The organism is Bordetella tumbae, from assembly GCF_965139195.1.
Lineage (GTDB): Bacteria > Pseudomonadota > Gammaproteobacteria > Burkholderiales > Burkholderiaceae_B > Bordetella_A > Bordetella_A tumbae.
Genome location: NZ_CBCSJH010000061.1, coordinates 1 through 19,437 on the forward strand (window position 1 = coordinate 1; position 19,437 = coordinate 19,437).

The following is a 19,437-nucleotide window of genomic DNA, read 5'->3' on the forward strand; positions in this document are numbered from 1 at the left end:
GCGATAGGGCCGGCATAGCCATTGGGCACCCGACAGGAACGCCTTTCCAGAGACACCAACGATCAGCAAACGCCCCATAGCCGTCCATGCCAAGAAACACCTGCAGCCTCAAAACCTAGGCAGTCAATGCCAACGGCAAACTGATACGCACCAACAGCCCCCCGCTTTGGGCCTCTAACAATGTCAGCTTCCCACCGTGCGCCCGAGCAATGGCATCGGCCAGCGCCAAACCCAGGCCGACGTTGCCAGTGCGGGTACGTGCATCGTCCAGTCGGGCAAAGGGACGTAAGGCTTCGGTACGGCGCTCTGGGGCAATGCCGGGGCCGTGATCTGCGACGTCTAGGATGGCGAGTTGGCCATCGCGTCGCAGGGTGATGTCGATGGGCGGCTCGCCGTGGTGCAGGGCATTGCCGATGAGGTTGTCCAGCAGGCGCCCCAGCGCGACGGCGTCGCCTTGGACGGTCATGGCGTCTTCCGTGGCGTCCAGCGTGATGGCGGTGCCGGTGCTGGTCCAGCCGCCAACGCGATCGGCCAGCCATTCGGGTACGGATAGCGGGGCGTAGCGATAGGCTGCGGGGTCTGTGCCGCGGACAAAGCCGATGAATTGGTCCACCATGTGCTGCATGTCCTGCAGGTCTTTGCGCAGGCCTTCTTTGAGGGCTGGGTCATCGGCCATCTCGATGCGCAGCCACATGCGCGATAAGGGGCCTTTCAGGTCGTGCGGCAAGCCAGAGAGCAGGGTGCGCCTCACCGAATCGGATTCGGCCAAGGCGTCCAGCATGGCGTTGAAACGTTCGCCGAGTGCGCGGGTTTCGCGTGGGCCAGATGGCTCTACGCGCTGGGGTTGTCCTGCCGCCAAATGATCGGCGGCTTCGGCCAGGCGGGTCAGTGGGCGGGTAATGTGCCAAGAGAATCCCGCTGCCAACAGCAGGACCAGGCCCAATCCGCCTAACCACACGGCGATCGTGGGAGTCGAGACAGAGGGGTCCAGGCGCTCCAGCGGGATGACCAGCCATTCGCGCAGCCGGGGGGCGTCTTCGGTGTCGGCGTTACGGGCCAGGGATATGTAAATCTCGGGCTCGGGGCCGTGTGACAGCGCGACGCGGGTCCCATCGTTGAGCCGGTCGTTGAGTTCGCGAATGGGACCACGCAGGTCGCGTCTCAGGTCGTCCTCAGGGGGCGGGGGACGCGGGCGTTCTGTGTCACGGCTCTGGTTGCCGCCATCGCCAGGCATGGCAGGACGGCCCGGGTTTGCTGCGGCGCCTGGTGTACGAAGGTCGTTGTCGCCGTTGTTGGCACGAGGCGGTGGCGACGATGGCGCAGAACGGCGATGTGGGCGCTGCAGTTGGGCCTCGGCAGGCAATGTGCGCGACCAGAGCCGCCATTGGTTCTGCGAGGCATTGCGTACGAATTCGGCACGGTCTTCGGCCGGAATCTGAGACAGAGACGCGCGTAATGTGCGAATGGTCGTGGCGATATAGCCGATGGCGACGTCTTCGAGAAATTTCTGGCGATAGTAGGACACCGTGGCCAGGGTAGCCGCCTGGGCCAGCAGCACCGCGCCGAGCACGAGCAGGATCAGGCGCGTACGCAGCGAACGCGGCAATAGGAATCGGGTCAGGCGGCGCATGCGCAGGCGGGCCGCTTAAGGCGAAAACCGATAACCGATGCCCCAGACGGTCTGGATCCAGCGAGGTTGTTTGGGGTCGTCTTCGATGGCGCGCCGTAACCGCAGGATGGCAATGTCGATAGCGCGATCGTTGCGTTCGCCGCCGTCGTCGTCACGCGCCAGCGCCAGCAGACGCTCGCGCGACAAGGGTTTGCCTGCGTTGCGAACGAGGGCTTCCAGCAGGTTGATTTCTCCGCCGGTCAGTTTCACGGCCTCGCCGTCGCGCAGCAACTGGCGCATGGTGGGGTCGAACGTAAAAGGACCAAACGTCACTGCAGCGTCTTTCGTCAACGCAGAAGGGCCGCGCTTGCGTCGTAATACGGCTTCAATGCGGGCCAGCAGTTCCCGCGGGTCAAAGGGCTTGCCCAAATAATCGTCGGCGCCGGCCTCCAGGCCGATGATGCGGTCTACGGCTTCGTCGCGAGCGGTCAGCAAGATGACCGGAATGTCTTCGCCTTGTTCCCGCAGACGGCGACAGGCATCCGCGCCGTCGCCACCCGGCAGCATGCGGTCCAGCACCAGCAGGTCGGGCGCGTAGCGCGCAATGCGCGCGGTCAGGTCGCTGGCATCCGGCGCCAACAGGGTGTCGTATCCGTGGCGATTCAGGTAATCAGCGAGCAATTGCCGCAAGGCCGGGTCGTCGTCGACGACCAGCAGCTTGGTATGTGGTGTATCCATGTCGCCATAGTGGCCGTGGAACGGGCCGGGAGCAAGAGGGAGGAAACGGATTGAAATATACCGTGACTGTCGAGAGGGTCACGAAAGCGGCATGGTATTTCAATAAAATGTAGGTTGATCTTTGTATGTCTCGATGGGATCGGGCAGCGTGGCGAAGGCGCAGCGTGGGGGCATTTTTTGCCGCCGGGCCGACCCAAGGCAAAAACGCCCCCTTGGGGGGCAGCAAGCCGAAGGCGCAGCGTGGGGGCATTTTTGCCGCCGGGCCGNCCCAAGGCAAAAACGCCCCCTTGGGGGGCAGCAAGCCGCAGGCGCAGCGTGGGGGCATTTTTTGTGATGTTTCATTTGCAGGTGTTGGCGTGGTCTCGTATTTGGGCCTCGCATGTGCGCAGGCGCAGGCGGGGGGGCGAGGCATGGCCGGCATCAGGGATGGTGGCGCAGCGGGGCTGGGGAAGCCGTATTGCCGTGGCAGGCGTGCTGGCGATGGCGGGCGTACCGGCCGTCGCAGGAACGTCGTTGCAGTCAGGGGCCGCGCCGATCGGGCTGGCCCCGGCAACATCGCCCGCGAGCCAGGCCGCTGCGTCATCGCTCGTCGCGCAGTTCGATGATTCATCGTCGGGCAGTTATGACGTGATCCAGCGAGCGGCGCGCGAGGGGATTCGGGTTTTGTCGCCCACTCAATCCCTGCCCGTCGCGCCGGTCGCCAATGTGCCGTTTCAGGAGCTGCCTCTCGATCCCTCTCCTTGCCAGATGCAGCCGGCTGAGGGGTTGAAAGATGCGTCATTGCACGAGAACCCATCCCCTACTGCGCCGGAAACCGCCGCTGACGCTGCGGACGCTGATCCTGTGAACGCGCCGACGCCGGACAGTCCCGGCGACCCATCGGCGCTGAGCCAGACGCCTGCAGATCAGGCCGCTGCCTTGCCCATCGAGTGCGCCAATCTGTTTCCTGATATTGTCCCCGTGCCTCAGCAGGAATATTCCTTCGGCCTGGAAACGGTGGATCCTGCGCTGCAAGATCCTGTGGTGGTGGTGACGACCGGTCATCCCTCCACGCGCCCCTGGTTTTCGGCGGTGGGGTCACAACAAGGGTTTTCCTATAGCGGTGGACAATGGACCTACCGCGATACTGTCGGACCGACTGTCTCGATGGGCAATTTGACGGCAAATGCCCCGATCTGGGGCAGCGCGGTTCCCATAGGTGGCCTGCAAGTGTCCTCCAGTTGGAACGGCGGGGCGCAGACCGTGTCGGAGGGGACCTTTGCCTACTCCTCTGCGGTGGGGAGGCTGAACTACACCGATACTACGGTCCCGGCGGGGGCGATTGATTATGGCGAGACCGCTGGCAGCGGTTCATTGCGATACGGCCTGACGCCCAAGCTGACGCTGGAAAGCCAGATGCAGAGCGCTCCCGACATGTCTACTCATGGGCTGGGCACGACTTATGCCGCCGGTGGCCTCGGTACGTTTCAGATGGGCGCCACACAAAGCAATTTCGATCACGTCAATGCGTGGCGATATCGCTTTGGTTACAACGTCAATTTGGCCGAGTCGGTCAGCCTGGCCGTGACGAATGAACAGATCGGTGTGGGGTTTGGCGATTTGTCGGATTACCGCAGCGGTGCGGTGGGGGCACCCACCATGCGCAATACCCTGGCGGCGGGCGTGCCTTTGCGAGGGTGGGGGACGTTGACGGGGAGTTACACCGGTACCCGGGAAAGCGGCGTGGCAGTTGAGCAGCGCTTCGGGTTGGAACACAGCATGTTGGTCGCTCCCAGCGTCCGGCTGGCGGTCGGGGCTGATCGCGACGTGGTGACGGGCGATTACGAGATGCGCGCTGGCATTACCATGCCGGTCGATGCCTTCATGCGTGGCCGATGGATTCCTTGGTAGTGATCAATTTGTGCGGTTGGCACCCCAGCCGGTGCAATGAGGCTTAAAATCGCCGCCATGACGTTTTTCGCTACTTCCCATGTCTGACCCCCGCGCCCAGGACGTCCTGCAGCGCGTTTTCGGTTACGAATCCTTCCGCGGCGACCAGCAGGCCATTGTCGATCACGTGATCGCAGGGGGCGATGCCCTCGTGTTGATGCCTACTGGCGGCGGCAAGTCGCTGTGCTATCAGGTCCCGGCGCTGGTGCGCCAGGGGACCGGTGTCGTGGTGTCTCCGCTGATCGCCTTGATGCAGGATCAGGTCGACGCCCTGACCGAACTGGGCGTACGGGCCGCGTTTCTGAATTCCACACAAGACTGGCGAGTAGCGCGCGAGGTCGAGCAGGCGTTCATCAATGGCGAGCTTGATCTGTTGTATGTCGCGCCCGAGCGATTGCTGACGGACCGTTGTTTGCAGCTGCTCGAGCGCGGCCGTATTGCGCTGTTCGCCATCGACGAGGCTCACTGCGTATCGCAATGGGGACACGATTTCCGGCCGGAATATCTCGGGCTGTCGATGTTGCACGAGCGTTGGCCAGAGGTGCCGCGCATCGCCTTGACGGCGACCGCGACTGCCACCACGCGCGTCGAGATTGCGCAGCGCCTGGCGCTGGACCAAGCCGAGCATTTTGTCGCGAGCTTCGACCGGCCCAATATCCGCTATCGCATCGTCGAAAAAAATGAGGTGCGCCGCCAGTTGCTGGATCTGATCCGCTCCGAGCACGAGGGCGATTCCGGCGTGGTGTATTGCCTGTCGCGTGCACGCGTCGAAGAGACCGCTGATTTCCTGTGTCAGAACGGCATCAGTGCGTTGCCCTATCACGCGGGGTTGAACACGGCGGTGCGGGCCGCAAACCAGTCACGTTTTCTGCGCGAAGACGGTATCGTCATGGTCGCGACTATCGCCTTTGGCATGGGGATCGACAAGCCCGACGTCCGCTTCGTTGCCCATATTGACCTGCCCAAATCCGTCGAAGGCTATTACCAGGAAACCGGCCGCGCGGGCCGCGATGGCCTGCCCGCCAGTGCGTGGTTGGCCTACGGTCTGCAGGACGTGGTGCAACAACGCCGGATGATCGACGAATCCCAGGGCGATGAGGCTTATCGCCGCCGCCTCGGACAGCAGCTCGACGCCATGTTGGGTTTGTGCGAGACCGTGGAATGCCGGCGCGTGCGGCTTTTAGCCTATTTCGGGCAGACGATTACGGCTTGCGGCAATTGCGATGTCTGTCTGGAGCCGCCTCAGGCCTGGGACGGCACCGTGGCCGCACAAAAGGTCTTGTCGGCCGTCTATCGCCTCTGGAAAGAGCGCGGGCAGCGCTATGGGGCCGGGCATATCATCGACATCCTGCGCGGCAAGAGCACCGACCGGACACGACAGCATGGGCACGAGGCCCTGAGTGTATTTGGCGTGGGGGCCGACCTGTCGGATAACGCGTGGCGCGGCGTTTTGCGGCAATTACTGGCGCAGGGGCTGCTGACCGTGGATAACGAGGGGTTTGGCACCTTGGCTTTGACCGAAGGCAGCCGCGCCGTCCTCAAGGGCGAGCGCCAACTGATGCTGCGGCGCGAGTCCGAAAAGAAACCTCGCAGCTCGAAATCAAGTACGCGCACACGTGCGCCGGTCATTGATCTGCCGCCCGATGCCATGCCGCTGTTCAATGCGTTGCGTAACTGGCGTGGAGAGGTCGCGAAAAACCACGGTGTGCCTGCATATGTGATTTTCCATGACGCGACATTGCGTGAGATTGCCCTGGCCAAGCCGGCGTCCATGGAGGATCTGGGGCACATCAGCGGGGTCGGAGCACGCAAGCTCGAAGCCTATGGCGACGATATTCTGCGACTGGTGGAGTAGCGCCGGGGCAGAGCCTACGGCGCTATCGCGAGGGAAATGGATTTCCCGCGTTATTTGCTGAACAGGTCCGCGTTGTCCGAGGGGGGCGCCAACCCCAGATGCCGCCACGTTGTCAGCGTGGCAGTGCGGCCACGCGGCGTGCGTTGCAGATAGCCGTGTTGAATCAGATAGGGCTCGATGACGTCTTCGATGGTGTCGCGTTCTTCGCCTATGGCTGCTGCCAGGCTATCCACCCCCACTGGGCCGCCGTCGAATTTGTGGATGATGGCCTCCAGCAGCTTGCGGTCCATCAGATCCAGACCCTGCGGGTCGACCTCCAGCATGGCCAGCGCACGGCTAGCTGAATCGGTATCAATCACGCCGTGGGATTTGACCTCGGCGTAATCGCGGACTCGGCGCAGCAGGCGGTTGGCAATGCGAGGGGTGCCGCGGGCGCGACGCGCGACTTCGGCGGCGCCGTCGGGTGTGATCTCGGCATTGAGCAAGCCCGCGCTACGCGTCACGATGTGCGCCAGATCCTGTGCGTTATAAAACTCCAGGCGCGACACAATACCAAAGCGATCGCGCAGGGGGTTGGTCAACATGCCTGCACGTGTGGTGGCGCCTACCAGCGTAAACGGTTGCAGGTCCAGCTTGACGCTGCGGGCTGCGGGGCCTTCGCCGATTAGAATGTCGATCTGAAAGTCTTCCAGCGCCGGGTACAGAATTTCCTCGACCACTGGCGACAGGCGATGGATTTCGTCGATGAACAGGACGTCGTTTTTTTCCAGGTTCGTCAGCAGTGCCGCCAAATCGCCAGGGCGCTCGAGCACCGGCCCGGAGGTCTGGCGCAGTTGCACGCCCATTTCGTGGGCAATGATGTGGGCCAAGGTCGTCTTGCCCAATCCAGGCGGTCCGAACAGCAGGACGTGATCCAGCGCCTCGCCCCGCTTGCGGGCCGCTGCGATGAAGATCTCGAGCTGCTCTCGCGCCCGTTGCTGCCCCACGTATTCCTGCAATGCCTTGGGCCGCAGGGCGCGTTCGATGGATTCCTCGTTGGGCGACACCGGTTGCGGCGCGACCAATCGAGGAGCGTCGGGCAAAGAAGAAAGCGAGTCAGACTGGATGGCCATAGTTCAGAGTAGGGCTGGCGGTCGTGCAAAAGACAAGGCAAAAATAAAAGGCGCCGGCACGTGAGCATCGTACACCACGTGAGCGGCGACGGTGGGCGATGACAACGCTTGCGGACAGATGGTGATACTAGGGAACCGAGGCAGGCACGGCGGCGGGGTTCGACGGCTGCCGGCGACGATATCGGCGACTGCCGCGCACGACGGCGCTGACGATGCGGCGAACAAAAGATATCATTTCGGCATTCCCTCACTTTGCTATCCCAGGAATCCCATGTCCGCTGCATTGCCTACTTACGAAGACGTTGTCCGCGCCAGCGAAATCCTGGCCGGCGCAGCACATCGCACACCTGTGCTGGTTTCATCCACAGCCAATGCGCGCACGGGTGCCCAGGTGTTTTTCAAGTGCGAAAATTTCCAGCGCATGGGGGCATTCAAGTTTCGGGGTGGTTACAACGCGATTGCACAGCTGACGCCCGAGCAACGTGCTGCCGGGGTGGTGACATTTTCATCAGGTAATCACGCACAGGCCATCGCGCTGGCTTCGCGAGAACTCGGTGTGCAGGCCACCATCATCATGCCTCACGATGCCCCTGCAGCCAAGCGTGCAGCTACCGAGGGCTATGGCGGGCAGGTCGTCACATATGACCGCTACCAGGATGATCGCGAGGCCGTCGCGCGCCGTATTCAGCAGGAAACCGGTGCAACGCTGATTCCCCCGTACGATCATCGTGATGTGATTGCCGGGCAGGGCACGGCCGCCAAAGAATTGTTCGATGACGTCGGGCCGCTGGACGCGTTGTTCGTTTGTCTGGGTGGAGGCGGCTTGCTGGCGGGCTCGATCCTGTCGGCCAAAGCCCTCAGCCCGGACTGCGAGGTCTATGGCGTCGAACCCGAGGCGGGCAACGATGGCCAGCAGTCGCTGCGCAAGGGGGAAATCGTGCGTATCCCCGCACCGAAGTCCTTGGCCGATGGCGCCGTGACCACGCATCTGGGGCAGTTGACCTTTCCTATCATTCAACAGGGCGTCAAAGACATCGTTACTGTCACCGACGATCAGTTGGTCGACACGATGAAGTTCTTTGCCGAGCGCATGAAAATGGTGGTCGAGCCGACAGGGTGTTTGTCGACTGCTGCGGTATTGCAGCAGGTCGTCGCGGTGCCAGGCAAGCGCGTCGGTGTCATCATCAGCGGCGGCAACGTCGATCTGGCGCAGTATGGACGCCTGTTGGCGGGGTGATAGGCGTTGATGCGTGCCAGCTCTATGCTTTCGGATGCTGGCCGTCAGTTCAGCGCACCAACGCCTTGAGCGCCAGGCGTATCCCGTCCGACACGCTCGTGCCCTCCGGCAACGTCTTGAGTGCAGTCTGAGATTCTTTATCCGAATATCCCAGCGCCAACAGCGCATTCAAGATATCCGTTTGCGTATCAGGCAAGGCGTGCGCTGTCGCACCGATGTCCGCGCCCAGCTTGCCGCGCATTTCCAATAGCAGGCGTTCTGCGGTTTTCTTGCCGATTCCCGGCACGCGCGTCAGCCTGCCCGGTTCCTGCAATGTGATGGCCTGTGCCAGATCGCTCACCGACAACCCTGACAACACGGCCAGGGCGGTACGAGCACCGATGCCGCTGACCTTGATCAACTCGCGAAACGCGCTGCGTTCGTTGGCCGAGGCAAAGCCATACAAAATATGCGCATCCTCGCGTACCGTCAGATGGGTGTAGAGCGTGACTCGGGCGCCGAGCTCAGGCAGCCCATAGAGCGTGCTCATCGGGACTTCGATGTCATAGCCCACGCCGTTGACGTCCACGCATAGCGTGGGCGGGAGTTTTTCGATCAGGGTTCCGGTGATGCGTCCGATCATGGTGACAATGCCAGCAAACAGGTGAGAGAGGGCGTGGATGATACGCCGTGTATGGTCGGCATTCTACGCGGGATGGCGTACCGGGCGGCCATCGTGCACGCGGACAGAATAGTTGCCGCAGCTCACCATGTCAGATTCGACGGATTGTCAGGCCGCGATTGGCGGTCAGCGATTGTCACGCTGCGATTGACAGTCAGCGTACCAGCCGGCCACCGCGTACCCGGGCTCGGCCACTGCCGCGGCCCAGCATGTCAGCATTCGCCAAGTTACCCAGCCGTGTCTGCAGCGGGCCGACGTGAGCGTGACAAATGGCGCAAGCCAAGGCATCCGCCGAATCGGGCGCCGGTGTGCCATCCAGCGACAGCAGGCGTTGCACCATCATCTGCACCTGCTCTTTTGCCGCTCGCCCGGTGCCCACCACGGCCTTTTTGATTTGCAGCGCGGTGTATTCGTGCACGGCCAGCTCGCTGTCTGCTAGCGCGCAGAGCGCAGCGCCACGCGCCTGCCCCAGCAATAGTGTCGAGGCAGGGTTGGTATTCAGAAACACAATTTCCAGTGCGGCGACATCCGGCTGGGTGTCGCGCGCCACCTGGCGCAGATTGTCCAGAATGACCTTCAGGCGCTCAGGCAGTGATAACGCCGGCGGCACCACGATGGTGCCGCTGGCGACATAGCGCAGCCGCATACCCTCGGCATCGATCACACCGAAGCCGGTGCGGCGCAATCCTGGGTCGATGCCGAGAACACGCATCAGTGGCGGAAGTGGCGCGTGCCGGTCAGGACCATGGCAATGCCATGCTCGTCGGCAGCGGCGATCACTTCGTCGTCACGGACGCTGCCGCCCGGCTGAATCACGCACGTTGCGCCTGCTGCGACCACCACATCCAGCCCATCGCGGAACGGGAAGAACGCATCGGACGCCACGGCCGAACCCTGCAGCGTCAGGCCGGCGTTTTCTGCCTTGATCGAGGCAATACGAGCCGAATCAATACGGCTCATCTGGCCCGCGCCCACGCCCAGGGTCATGCCGCCGCCGACGAACACAATGGCGTTGGACTTGACGTACTTGGCGACTTTCCAGGCAAACGCCAGGTCGTTCATTTCCTGTTCGGTGGGCTGACGCTTGGTCACGACCTTGAGCGCGTCGCTCGGCACTTGATAGGCGTCGGGCGTTTGAACCAGCCAGCCGCCGCCCACGCGCTTGATATCGAAATCGTTCTGGCCTGTGCCAGCGGGGATTTCGAGAACGCGGACGTTTTTCTTGGCGGCCAGGACGGCCAGCGCAGCGCCGTCATAGGCAGGGGCCAGCAGGACTTCTAGAAACTGGCTGCTGACGGCTTCGGCCGTCGCGGCATCGACCGGACGGTTAAAGGCGATGATGCCGCCAAACGCCGAGGTGGGGTCCGTCTTGAAGGCCTGTTGATAGGCATGCAACGGGTCTTGCGCGACCGCGACGCCACACGGATTGGCGTGCTTGACGATGACGCAGGCCGGCGCGTCAAAGCTGCGCACACATTCCCACGCCGCGTCGGCATCGGCGATGTTGTTGTACGACAGTTCTTTGCCCTGCAACTGGCGATAGTTGCCCAGCAGGCCGGCTGCGCGCGTCGAATCGACATAGAACGCGGCCTTTTGGTGAGGGTTCTCGCCATAGCGCAGGGCTTGGGCCTGTTGCACCTGCAGGGTCAGCGTACGCGGCCAATCCAGTCGAGCCGGAACGGCCTCCTGGGCGGGTGCGGGCTCGGCCAGGCTGGTCAAATAGGCGGCAATCGCGCCATCGTAGGACGCGGTATGCGCGTAGGTCTTGGCGGCCAGCTCCAGGCGCAAGGCGTACGAGGTACTGCCCGTCTGGTCGATTTCGTGCAGCACGCGCGAGTAGTCGGTCGGGTCGATCACGACAGTGACGCCCCCGGCTTCGGTGCCGTGGTTCTTGGCGGCCGCACGCAGCATGGCCGGGCCACCGATATCGATGTTTTCCACCGCATCGGCAAAACTGCAATCCGGCTTGGCAATAGTTTCACGGAACGGATACAGATTGACGACCAACATGTCGATGCGATCGATTCCGTGCTGGGCGATGGTATCCAGGTGCTCCGCGCTGTCGCGGCGAGCCAGCAGGCCGCCATGGATCTTGGGATGCAGCGTCTTGACCCGGCCGTCGAGGATCTCGGGCGAGCCGGTGTGCGTCGCGACTTCCGTGACGGTCAAGCCGGAATCGGCCAGCAGGCGGGCCGTGCCCCCGGTGGATAGCAGACGTACGCCGCGCGCAGCCAGGGCACGGGCGAATTCGACGATGCCGGTCTTGTCGGACACCGAGAGCAGGGCAGTTTCGATTTTCATGGTTGGGTTGGGGGGATAGAAAAAGCGTTCAGAGGCGCAGCGCGCGCGAAAGGCCTACGGCTGGATATTGTGCGCCTGGAGTTTTTTGCGCAGGGTATTACGGGTGATGCCCAGTATTTCAGAGGCGCGGGATTGGTTGCCGCCAGAACGTTCCAGCGCGACTTCGAGCACCGGACGTTCGACGCAACGCATCACCATGTCCCACATATCGTGGGGCTCGGAGTCACCCAGGTCTTCGAAATAGCGCGCCAAGCTGGCGCGCACGCAGTCTTCCAGGACATCATTCTTACTCATTTGTACAGATTTTATAGTTGGAGGTGGGAGGCGGATCACGCCGCCATCAGCGGTTGCGCGGCGAAAACCGGTGGTGCCGGGTCGCCGCGGGTGAGTTCGTCGAACCAGTCCGACACCGCCCGCCATTGGTCGTGCGTGTTGTCGATCTGATTCATGCGGTTGCGAAACGGGTCTGCACCGGGCAGACCGTCTACATACCAGCCTATATGTTTGCGCGCCGAACGGACACCGGTATGTTCGCCGTAAAAACGGTAATGATCATTCAGGTGCTCGAGCAGCAAGTCGCGCATTTCTGCGTAAGACGGCGGCGCGAGCGTCTCGCCCGTCTGCAGATAGTGGTCAATTTCGCGAAAAATCCAGGGGCGCCCTTGGGCTGCACGACCAATCATGACGGCATCGGCGCCCGTGTAGTCCAGCACGTAGCGCGCCTTTTCCGGGGAATCGATGTCGCCATTGGCGACGACCGGTATGGACAGTTCGGCCTTGACGGCGCGTATCGTGTCGTATTCGGCTTCGCCGGTATAGAGGTCGGCCCGCGTGCGGCCGTGTAGCGCCAGGGCGGCGATGCCGGCCTCCTGGGCGCGCCGTGCCACGCGTAATGCATTGCGATGGTCGCGATCCCATCCGGTCCGGGTTTTCAGCGTGACAGGCACGCCCAATGGCGCACATGCCTCCACGACGGCATCCAGAATGCGGGACACCAGGTCTTCGTCGCGCAGCAGGGCCGAGCCCGAGGCCAGATTACACACTTTCTTGGCCGGGCAGCCCATGTTGATATCGATGATGCGGGCGCCGCGTTCGGCATTGAATGCGGCGGCTTCGGCCATCATCGCGGGGTCGGCCCCAGCAATCTGGACCGCTACCGGGGCGATTTCACCATCATGATTCAAACGCCGGGATGTCTTGACGCTGTCCCACAGGCGCGGGTTGCTCGCGGCCATTTCCGACACAGCGTAGCCTGCACCCAGCCGTTTGCATAATTGACGGAAAGGGCGATCCGTCACCCCCGCCATGGGGGCGACCAGAACATTATTGGAAAGAGTCCACGGGCCGATGCGCATGCGCACATTTTAACCGACCGGGAAGCCCTCTTTTGGGGCGAATGCGGTCGCTCCCCAATTTTGCCGGCAATGTTGAGGTTTGGAGCGGGTCGGCTTGCTAACGATATGTGTTCAGGAACGCAGACCCTGCAATAAGTGCCGCGCCAAGGGGGCTCGCAGCGGAGCAGCCAGATCCAGTGCCAACAAACCCGCCCCGCAGGCGTGCTCGATAGGCGCCAGTCCTGTCGCAAAGGCGCGCGGCATCAAATCGGTCAGTCCCGCCGTAATCCAACGGTCAGCCAGGCGTGAGCTGGCGAATTCCGCCAGCTTGGCACCTGGATCGCCCGCGGGGGTGCCCAGCCAGCCGGACAGCACCTGCGCCAGGCGCGCGGCGTCGCGCAACCCGAGATTCAGGCCCTGGCCCGCCACGGGGTGCAAAGTCTGGGCCGCATTGCCTATCGCGACGACGCGGCCCTGGACTAGCGTGCGCCGGGCACTGAGCGCCAAGGGAAATACGTGACGGGGTGCATCGCTGGACAGCCGCCCGAGCCGCGTTCCAAAGGCTGCACTCAAGGCGGCAGAGAACGCCGCGTCATCATGCTTCGCCAATTCGGCGGCACGATCGGGAGAACTGCACCAGACGACCGAATAGGCATGCGCATTGAGCGGGTGGGGGAGCAAGGCCAACGGCCCTTCGCGCGTGAAGCGTTCCCATGCCCAGGCCGAACGCGGCAGCGTCGCCTGGGCGCTCGTGACAATGGCATGCTGGCTATATTCGCGCCGCACATCGGCGCCGCCACTGCCATCAGACAGCACGGCGACGCTGCACAGGAGCTCAGTGTCGCCCTGGCGAATTCGGATCCCCTGGTTATCTTGGTGGTGCACGTGGGCGGGCGGGCCATGCAGCACCGTTACCCCGCTGGCCGTGGCGCAGTTCTGCAGCGTGGCGTGCAATTCGGCATAGGACACGACGCTGCCCAGACGAGGCACCTGAAAATCGTCAGTATGAATAACCGTGCTGCCCAGCCGTCCGCGCTGGGAGACGTGAACATGGCGAATATCCGCGGCCCGGCCCGGCCAAGCCCGCAACGATTCCAGCAAAACCCGGCTGCCGTGGTTCATCGCCAGCACACGGGGGTCCGTCGCAGGGGATGGTGCCTGTGCAGCCGGCGCTGCCGATCCCGCCAGCAAGGCAATGCGTTGCGGTTGTGCGGTATGCCGTGCTAATAACAGTGCCAGCACATGGCCAACCGGGCCCGCGCCCAAAATCGCGATATCGTAAGCAGACTGAGTCATAGGCGAATTTTACCGTCCACCCCTACAATCCCACCATGACATCCGTCCCGTTCTCCGCTCCCGCAGCAATGATCCGTCCTCGCAACAAAGTGGTGCTGGGGCTGCTTGCCTGTTTTCTTGGCGTATTCGGAGCGCATTGGTGGTACCTGAGGCGGCGTTATGCCTGGCTGGTGACGCTGGCCGCTGTGGTCTGCCTGGTGGCAGCGACACAATTTCCTGTGTGGTACGACAATCCCGCGGTTTTCCTGCTGTTCATTCCGATGATCGACGGTTTCATCGAGGGGGTGGTCTTCAGCCTCATGCCGGACGAGAAGTTCGATCGCCTGTATCACCCCGGACAGGGGCGGGTAACTCATACGGGACTGGGTCCGGTACTAGTGGCGATAGCCGGGACACTGGTAGGCGCTACCGTGGGCATGTTCGCCATCGCCATGGTGGTGGTGTACACCTGGACGGCGATGGGATGGCTGGACGGATTCGTGCTGTAGCCGTTTGGATTATTCCCGCATCAGCGCCTCGATTTCTCTGGCGTCGACTGGCACACCCCGCGTAATGAGCTCGCAGCCCTCTGCAGTGACCAGCGCATCATCTTCGATGCGGATACCGATATTCCAGAATGCCTCGGGCACGTCCTCTGCCTCGCGCACATAAATGCCCGGCTCGATCGTGAGCACCATGCCGGCCGCCAGCGACCGCCAGGGGCGGTCCTGTTCCGAGATTGAGCCTTGCCGGTAATCGCCCACATCATGCACATCCAGCCCCAGCCAATGGCCAGTGCGATGCATATAAAAACGCGTATACGCGGCCGATTCCAGCACGCCGTCCAGCGAGCCGTTCAGCAGCCCCTCGTCCAGCATGCCTTGGGCCAGCACACGCACGGCGGCCTCGTGAGCATCGTTCCAACTGCGGCCCGGTGCGGTCGCCTGCACCGCGGCCTGCTGTGCGGCCGCCGTCAAGTCATAGAGGGCGCGTTGAGGGCCCGTAAATCGTCCATTGGCGGGAAATGTGCGGGTAATGTCGGACGCATAGCTGTCATATTCGCAGCCCGCGTCTATCAACACCAGGTCACCGTCACGCAGCACGGTATCGCCGGCGGCGTAGTGCAGCACGCACGCATTGGCGCCTGCGGCCACGATGCTGGGATAGGCGGGCGACTGGGCGCCATGACGCCGAAACTCGTACAACAGCTCGGCTTCCAATTGATACTCGTGCATGCCGGGCCGGGCGGCCCGCATGGCGCGCGCATGGGCGCCCGCCGAAATGCGCGCCGCCTGGCGCATCGTGGCGATTTCGCTGGCGTCCTTGATCACACGCATATCGGCCAATATGGGCCGCAAGTCCTGGATGCGGCCAGGCGCCAGGCGCCGGCCGCGCCCCTGTTGTTCGGCCTGGAGCAGCCAGTGCCGCAGCTTGCGTTCGACCGGCCCGGTCGCCGCGAAAGAGCGGTACAGCGTGGGTTGATCCGCTAACAAGGCGGGCAACAAAGTGTCCAGTTTATCCGTGGCATAGGCCTCGTCGAATCCATAGCGTGTCACCGCGGCATCGGGGCCGCAGCGGTAGCCTTCCCAGATTTCTTGCTCTGGGTGTTTTGCCCGGCAAAACAGAATGGCACGATCCGTGATGCCAGCGACCAGCACCAGCCATGCCTCGGGCTCTATAAAGCCCGTCAGATAGTAAAAATCGCTGTCGTGTCGATACGGATATTCAGCGTCGTGATTGCGCTGGGCGTGTGGGGCAGTCGAGAGCACTGCGATCCCGCCGCCTGCCGCCCGCATATGGGCCAACAAGCGTCGACGGCGTTCAACGAATGGAGCGATATCAGGGCAGGGCAGGCTCATGGCAAAGTCGGCGAGGCCATCAATAATGAAAACACACTCACTTTACCGCGCCCATCGCGTGCAGGCGGGACAGAAATGTCTCAATCAGCGTCTGATTTTCGCCTGTTCTGCGCAGACCCAAAGGCAGCTGCGCGTCACCGTCAGTACGTGTGGAGGCAGGGCGCGACCAGCGCAGCGGCTACGGTGGCCCGGCGCCAGAAAATATCCTGGTTGCTGCCATCCCTGCGCAACGTACGCCGCTGGAGCGGCTGCTACAATCCCGCCCACTGTCATTGGGGAGTAGCCATCCTTTGATCCCCAAAGGAGTCAGCGTCAACAGACTTGGTGGTCTTGACCCCATGGCGCTGACGGTTCCCGAGCCGCGACTTCGCACGCGGCCGGTCAGCCCGGCGAGACCTTTGGCCGCAGTGCGTTCACCTTGCCGGGCGAGCCGCACTGTCGCGCCATTGGTATCTGCTCGTCCGGCTGTGCATCATGTTTCTCACACTGTTTCTGTTTTTCCTGTCCGCGCTGGTCATCTACTTTGCCTGCGAGTATTTCGTCAACGGTATCGAGTGGGTGGGACATAGACTGAACCTGGGAGCGACCGCCACAGGCACCGTGCTCGCCGCGTTTGGCACCGCTTTGCCCGAAAGCGCCGTCACCTTTATGGCCGTGGTTTTCGGTTCCTCTCCAGAGCAGAAAGACATAGGAGTGGGGGCCGCCATGGGTGGGCCGCTGGTGTTGGCCACCCTGGCGTATGCCGTCGTCGGCCTGACATTGTGGCGCGCACGGCGTGCAACCTGTATTAACGCGGATCAGCCCAGGTTGGCACGCGACCAGGCCTGGTTCATGGCCGTGTTTGTCTTCAAAGTCGGTTTGGGTCTGCTGGCGTTTGTCTGGAAGCCTTGGTTGGCCCTGGTGTTTGTGGGGGTGTATGCGCTTTACGTCAAACGCGAGTTGTCCAACGACGAGGCCTGCCTGGACTGCGATGACCTCGAGCCGTTGAAACTGCGGCCCAGCGACGAGAACCCCTCCATGACCTGGGCTTGTACGCAAACCGTCCTGGCACTAGTCGTGATCGCCGGCGCATCCCATGTGTTCGTGAATCAGATTGAATTGTTGGGCATCGCGTTTGGCGCCTCGCCGCATCTGGCCGCCTTGTTGCTGGCACCTGTGGCGACTGAGTTGCCCGAGATCATGAATGCCCTCATCTGGGTGCGCCAGGGCAAAGAGCGCCTGGCCTTGGCTAACATTTCGGGTGCCATGATGATCCAGGCCACCATTCCCAGCGCCTTGGGTATCGCCATGACACCGTGGTTGCTGGACGGTCCATTATTGATGGCAGGTTTCCTGACCTTGGTGTCCATCTCCATACTGTGGATACGTTTTCGCCGCGCCAGCATGAGCGTTACTGGCTTGGCAGCCGTGGGAGGGCTGTATGGGGTGTTTGCGCTGTACCTGGTCTGGCACTTTTTGGCTTGAATCCGTCAGAAACCCGAAAATATGACCGGCATCCCCTCGACACGATCCTTGACACAATTTCGGGAAAACCCTTGTTCTCGAGCCGAAGTTCGCGTAAAATCAATACGTTTACATCATTTGGAGTTGTTCTGTGAATACCGATTCCGGCGACAGTAGTCGATCTTGCATCGACGTCGCTGCCTGACAGGATCTCCGCAGAATCTCCTTCTGCCGCATCCTGCCAGTGCAGGGTGCGGTATATGACAACCAGTCCTTGGTTGTCACGTCCCCACCAAACCGCCAGAACCGCCGCTGTCTTTTCGCAGCCTGCGTAGCCGCGCCCCATTTGCGCGCCTAACGTATGCCGCGGGATAGGCACGTGCGTATTCGTCTGAACGCTCCGAGCTTTATCGGGAGGCTGCTATGCGTTTATTTGATCTGTTCATGCGCCGCGCCGGTGTGGACCGCGCCAGCTCACTCAATCGCCGTCACGGTACGTCGCGATTGACCATCGTTTGTCCGCGCGATGCCTTGGGGGCGGTACGCAAACAAGTCTGCCTGGACTTTGGTGCAGCCGGGCTCGACGTTGCACAATTCCAAATCGACTCCAGCCGCGACGCCGATTACGCATCGGCGTGCATCACCGTCAATTGTCCCCCTGAGCTTCGCTCCGAGCTCATGTCGCAGGCTCGCCGCCTGCAGGCCAACCCTGCCGTGCGCCATGTGCATTTTGGCGCATCGGCCAACACCACCAACGCCGCCGCCGTCGCGACGGCGTGATCGCCCGGGGCGGCGCCGCGATGGCGCTGCCTCACCCCAGCACGTTTTTTGCCCCTCATCTGCTGCCGATTAACGGCATGCAAACTCCAGGTTGCCTTGTCCACGCGAAGCGGTCGTATTCGCGTAGACCCATAAAGGCGCAGAACGGTCCCTTACAATGAGCACATCGTCGGGTGCTGCGGGTTGGCGCCTTGTCTGCATCGTCGGGCTTAACGGATCTTGGCATGGATAGTCTAGGCTGGCTCGTCCCATGGGAATTTTCCCCCACCTTGGTCGCCGCATTCGTGGTTGCCATCGTGTTGTTCCTGCGTGGCCAGCGCGTACACCGTGTCACCAAAGCCCGCCAGTTTCTATTCTGGGCCGGCATCGTATTGCTATACCTGTCCCTGCATACGCGGGTCGACTACTACGCCGAGCGCATGTTCTTCATCCACCGCATACAGCATCTGGTCCTGCATCACCTGGGGCCGCTGCTGGTGATGGCTGCCTTCCCCGGGTCCGTTATGCGTGCGGGCTTGCCCCTGGCTTGGCGAATACGCTTGCGCGATTTTCTGCGCACAGCAGGCGGCCGTCTCATGGTCGTCGTATTGACCAACAAATACTTCGTTCCCGCGCTCTTCGTTTTTCTTGTCTTGATCTGGCTGATCCCGTCCGTCCAGTTCTATTCCATGTTGGATTGGCGTTTATACCGTCTGATGAATTGGTCCGTCGTCATCAGCGGATTCATGTATTGGAACCTGATCCTCGACCGCCGCCCCAGTCCCCCCGCTGCCATGAGTCCCGGCGGCCGCGTGATATCCCCCGTCCTGACCATGGCCCCCCAAATGGTCGCTGGCGCCGTCATTGCCTTCACCGAGTCCGACATCTACCCCTTGTTCGAACTCTGCGGCCGGGCCATCGCCATGTCTGCCCAAACCGACCAAACCATCGGTGGCCTGACCATGTGGATACCTGCTGCCCTGATCGAGGTCTTCGGCCTGATGGTTGCATTAGGCACCCTGATGCGCCTCTCCGGCAAAGGCCGCCTGCGCCCCGAAGACCGCCAGGCCCGCGACCGCGCCCGGCAACGCCAACTCGCCCAAGCCAAACCAGACAAGTCAGTCATTACCCCCTGACTCATGTTGGGACACCATTCCCCACCCGCGCCACATCCTGTGGCGCCCCCCCCAAAAAACAAACTCGGACGGCCACTTCCGCTAGCGCAACCAGCATCCGCAGCATGCCGTCACTGCGAGTTCCTGCCGGGTGCCTGAAAGCCATGCCGGCCCGTTGAGCAGCGGGCAGTCCCCGAAGGGGACCTCGGC

The 19,437-nt window shown here is 62.5% G+C and carries 16 protein-coding genes and 1 riboswitch; of the genes, 6 read left to right on the forward strand and 10 right to left on the reverse strand.

Annotation, left to right across the window (positions count from 1 at the left end):
• Window positions 1–115: 115 nt before the first annotated feature.
• A complete protein-coding gene (gene risK, locus ACNA0J_RS28635) occupies window positions 116–1,630 on the reverse strand; it encodes a sensor histidine kinase RisK (RefSeq protein ID WP_415822385.1) in 1,515 nt (504 codons plus the stop codon).
• A 15-nt stretch (window positions 1,631–1,645) separates the two neighbouring features.
• Window positions 1,646–2,347, reverse strand: coding sequence for a response regulator (locus ACNA0J_RS28640; protein ID WP_094819988.1), 702 nt, complete (start codon window positions 2,345–2,347; stop codon window positions 1,646–1,648).
• A gap of 1,969 nt (window positions 2,348–4,316) precedes the next feature.
• Between ACNA0J_RS28640 and recQ the strand changes: the two genes are divergently transcribed.
• Window positions 4,317–6,131: a DNA helicase RecQ gene (gene recQ / locus ACNA0J_RS28645; protein WP_415822387.1), complete on the forward strand. Its 1,815-nt coding sequence runs from the start codon at window positions 4,317–4,319 to the stop codon at window positions 6,129–6,131.
• A 50-nt stretch (window positions 6,132–6,181) separates the two neighbouring features.
• Here recQ and ruvB read toward each other — a convergent pair whose 3' ends face one another.
• Window positions 6,182–7,243, reverse strand: a complete 1,062-nt coding sequence (gene ruvB, locus ACNA0J_RS28650; RefSeq protein WP_415822388.1) for a Holliday junction branch migration DNA helicase RuvB — start codon at window positions 7,241–7,243, stop codon at window positions 6,182–6,184.
• A gap of 271 nt (window positions 7,244–7,514) precedes the next feature.
• Here ruvB and ACNA0J_RS28655 point away from each other — a divergent pair, with 271 nt between their 5' ends.
• Window positions 7,515–8,480, forward strand: a complete 966-nt coding sequence (locus tag ACNA0J_RS28655; protein ID WP_415822390.1) for a threo-3-hydroxy-L-aspartate ammonia-lyase — start codon at window positions 7,515–7,517, stop codon at window positions 8,478–8,480.
• A gap of 49 nt (window positions 8,481–8,529) precedes the next feature.
• On the opposite strand, the gene ruvA is transcribed toward ACNA0J_RS28655, so the two are convergent.
• From ruvA to ACNA0J_RS28685, 6 genes are all read right to left on the reverse strand, one after another.
• Window positions 8,530–9,102, reverse strand: a complete 573-nt coding sequence (gene ruvA / locus ACNA0J_RS28660; RefSeq protein WP_415805709.1) for a Holliday junction branch migration protein RuvA — start codon at window positions 9,100–9,102, stop codon at window positions 8,530–8,532.
• Window positions 9,103–9,295: 193 nt separating this feature from the next.
• Window positions 9,296–9,853, reverse strand: coding sequence for a crossover junction endodeoxyribonuclease RuvC (gene ruvC / locus ACNA0J_RS28665; protein WP_415822391.1), 558 nt, complete (start codon window positions 9,851–9,853; stop codon window positions 9,296–9,298).
• Window positions 9,853–11,442: a bifunctional phosphoribosylaminoimidazolecarboxamide formyltransferase/IMP cyclohydrolase gene (gene purH, locus ACNA0J_RS28670; protein WP_415822392.1), complete on the reverse strand. Its 1,590-nt coding sequence runs from the start codon at window positions 11,440–11,442 to the stop codon at window positions 9,853–9,855. The genes ruvC and purH overlap by 1 nt, the downstream gene beginning before the upstream one ends.
• 54 nt (window positions 11,443–11,496) lie before the next feature.
• A complete protein-coding gene (locus tag ACNA0J_RS28675) occupies window positions 11,497–11,736 on the reverse strand; it encodes a helix-turn-helix domain-containing protein (protein ID WP_094819995.1) in 240 nt (79 codons plus the stop codon).
• Window positions 11,737–11,771: 35 nt separating this feature from the next.
• Complete coding sequence (dusB, locus tag ACNA0J_RS28680) at window positions 11,772–12,797, reverse strand: tRNA dihydrouridine synthase DusB (protein ID WP_415822393.1); 1,026 nt, start codon at window positions 12,795–12,797, stop codon at window positions 11,772–11,774.
• Window positions 12,798–12,908: 111 nt separating this feature from the next.
• On the reverse strand, window positions 12,909–14,072 hold the full coding sequence (locus ACNA0J_RS28685; protein WP_415822395.1) for a UbiH/UbiF/VisC/COQ6 family ubiquinone biosynthesis hydroxylase: 1,164 nt from the start codon (window positions 14,070–14,072) through the stop codon (window positions 12,909–12,911).
• 35 nt (window positions 14,073–14,107) lie between these two features.
• On the opposite strand from ACNA0J_RS28685, the gene ACNA0J_RS28690 reads away from it, so the two are divergent.
• A complete protein-coding gene (locus ACNA0J_RS28690) occupies window positions 14,108–14,560 on the forward strand; it encodes a TM2 domain-containing protein (protein WP_415822396.1) in 453 nt (150 codons plus the stop codon).
• 9 nt (window positions 14,561–14,569) lie between these two features.
• On the opposite strand, the gene ACNA0J_RS28695 is transcribed toward ACNA0J_RS28690, so the two are convergent.
• The gene (locus tag ACNA0J_RS28695) at window positions 14,570–15,910 is read right to left on the reverse strand and encodes an aminopeptidase P N-terminal domain-containing protein (protein WP_415822398.1); all 1,341 of its coding nucleotides are present in this window, start codon (window positions 15,908–15,910) and stop codon (window positions 14,570–14,572) included.
• Between the two features lie 262 nt (window positions 15,911–16,172).
• A riboswitch (yybP-ykoY riboswitch) is annotated at window positions 16,173–16,342 on the forward strand.
• 42 nt (window positions 16,343–16,384) lie between these two features.
• On the opposite strand from ACNA0J_RS28695, the gene ACNA0J_RS28700 reads away from it, so the two are divergent.
• The 3 genes from ACNA0J_RS28700 (at window position 16,385) to ACNA0J_RS28710 (ending at window position 19,248) form a co-directional block, all read left to right on the forward strand.
• Window positions 16,385–17,374, forward strand: coding sequence for a sodium:calcium antiporter (locus tag ACNA0J_RS28700; protein WP_415822399.1), 990 nt, complete (start codon window positions 16,385–16,387; stop codon window positions 17,372–17,374).
• Between the two features lie 402 nt (window positions 17,375–17,776).
• Window positions 17,777–18,133, forward strand: a complete 357-nt coding sequence (locus ACNA0J_RS28705; RefSeq protein ID WP_415822400.1) for a hypothetical protein — start codon at window positions 17,777–17,779, stop codon at window positions 18,131–18,133.
• Window positions 18,134–18,357: 224 nt separating this feature from the next.
• Window positions 18,358–19,248, forward strand: a complete 891-nt coding sequence (locus ACNA0J_RS28710) for a cytochrome c oxidase assembly protein (RefSeq protein WP_415822401.1) — start codon at window positions 18,358–18,360, stop codon at window positions 19,246–19,248.
• Window positions 19,249–19,437 lie beyond the last annotated feature (189 nt).

Bases quoted from the DNA above. Each gene is read 5' to 3' on its own strand.
- risK (WP_415822385.1), bottom strand. From the start codon at position 1,630: ATGCGCCGCCTGACCCGATTCCTATTGCCGCGTTCGCTGCGTACGCGC.
- ACNA0J_RS28640 (WP_094819988.1), bottom strand. From the start codon at position 2,347: ATGGATACACCACATACCAAGCTGCTGGTCGTCGACGACGACCCGGCC.
- recQ (WP_415822387.1), top strand. From the start codon at position 4,317: ATGTCTGACCCCCGCGCCCAGGACGTCCTGCAGCGCGTTTTCGGTTAC.
- ruvB (WP_415822388.1), bottom strand. From the start codon at position 7,243: ATGGCCATCCAGTCTGACTCGCTTTCTTCTTTGCCCGACGCTCCTCGA.
- ACNA0J_RS28655 (WP_415822390.1), top strand. From the start codon at position 7,515: ATGTCCGCTGCATTGCCTACTTACGAAGACGTTGTCCGCGCCAGCGAA.
- ruvA (WP_415805709.1), bottom strand. From the start codon at position 9,102: ATGATCGGACGCATCACCGGAACCCTGATCGAAAAACTCCCGCCCACG.
- ruvC (WP_415822391.1), bottom strand. From the start codon at position 9,853: ATGCGTGTTCTCGGCATCGACCCAGGATTGCGCCGCACCGGCTTCGGT.
- purH (WP_415822392.1), bottom strand. From the start codon at position 11,442: ATGAAAATCGAAACTGCCCTGCTCTCGGTGTCCGACAAGACCGGCATC.
- ACNA0J_RS28675 (WP_094819995.1), bottom strand. From the start codon at position 11,736: ATGAGTAAGAATGATGTCCTGGAAGACTGCGTGCGCGCCAGCTTGGCG.
- dusB (WP_415822393.1), bottom strand. From the start codon at position 12,797: ATGCGCATCGGCCCGTGGACTCTTTCCAATAATGTTCTGGTCGCCCCC.
- ACNA0J_RS28685 (WP_415822395.1), bottom strand. From the start codon at position 14,072: ATGACTCAGTCTGCTTACGATATCGCGATTTTGGGCGCGGGCCCGGTT.
- ACNA0J_RS28690 (WP_415822396.1), top strand. From the start codon at position 14,108: ATGACATCCGTCCCGTTCTCCGCTCCCGCAGCAATGATCCGTCCTCGC.
- ACNA0J_RS28695 (WP_415822398.1), bottom strand. From the start codon at position 15,910: ATGAGCCTGCCCTGCCCTGATATCGCTCCATTCGTTGAACGCCGTCGA.
- ACNA0J_RS28700 (WP_415822399.1), top strand. From the start codon at position 16,385: ATGTTTCTCACACTGTTTCTGTTTTTCCTGTCCGCGCTGGTCATCTAC.
- ACNA0J_RS28705 (WP_415822400.1), top strand. From the start codon at position 17,777: ATGCGTTTATTTGATCTGTTCATGCGCCGCGCCGGTGTGGACCGCGCC.
- ACNA0J_RS28710 (WP_415822401.1), top strand. From the start codon at position 18,358: ATGGATAGTCTAGGCTGGCTCGTCCCATGGGAATTTTCCCCCACCTTG.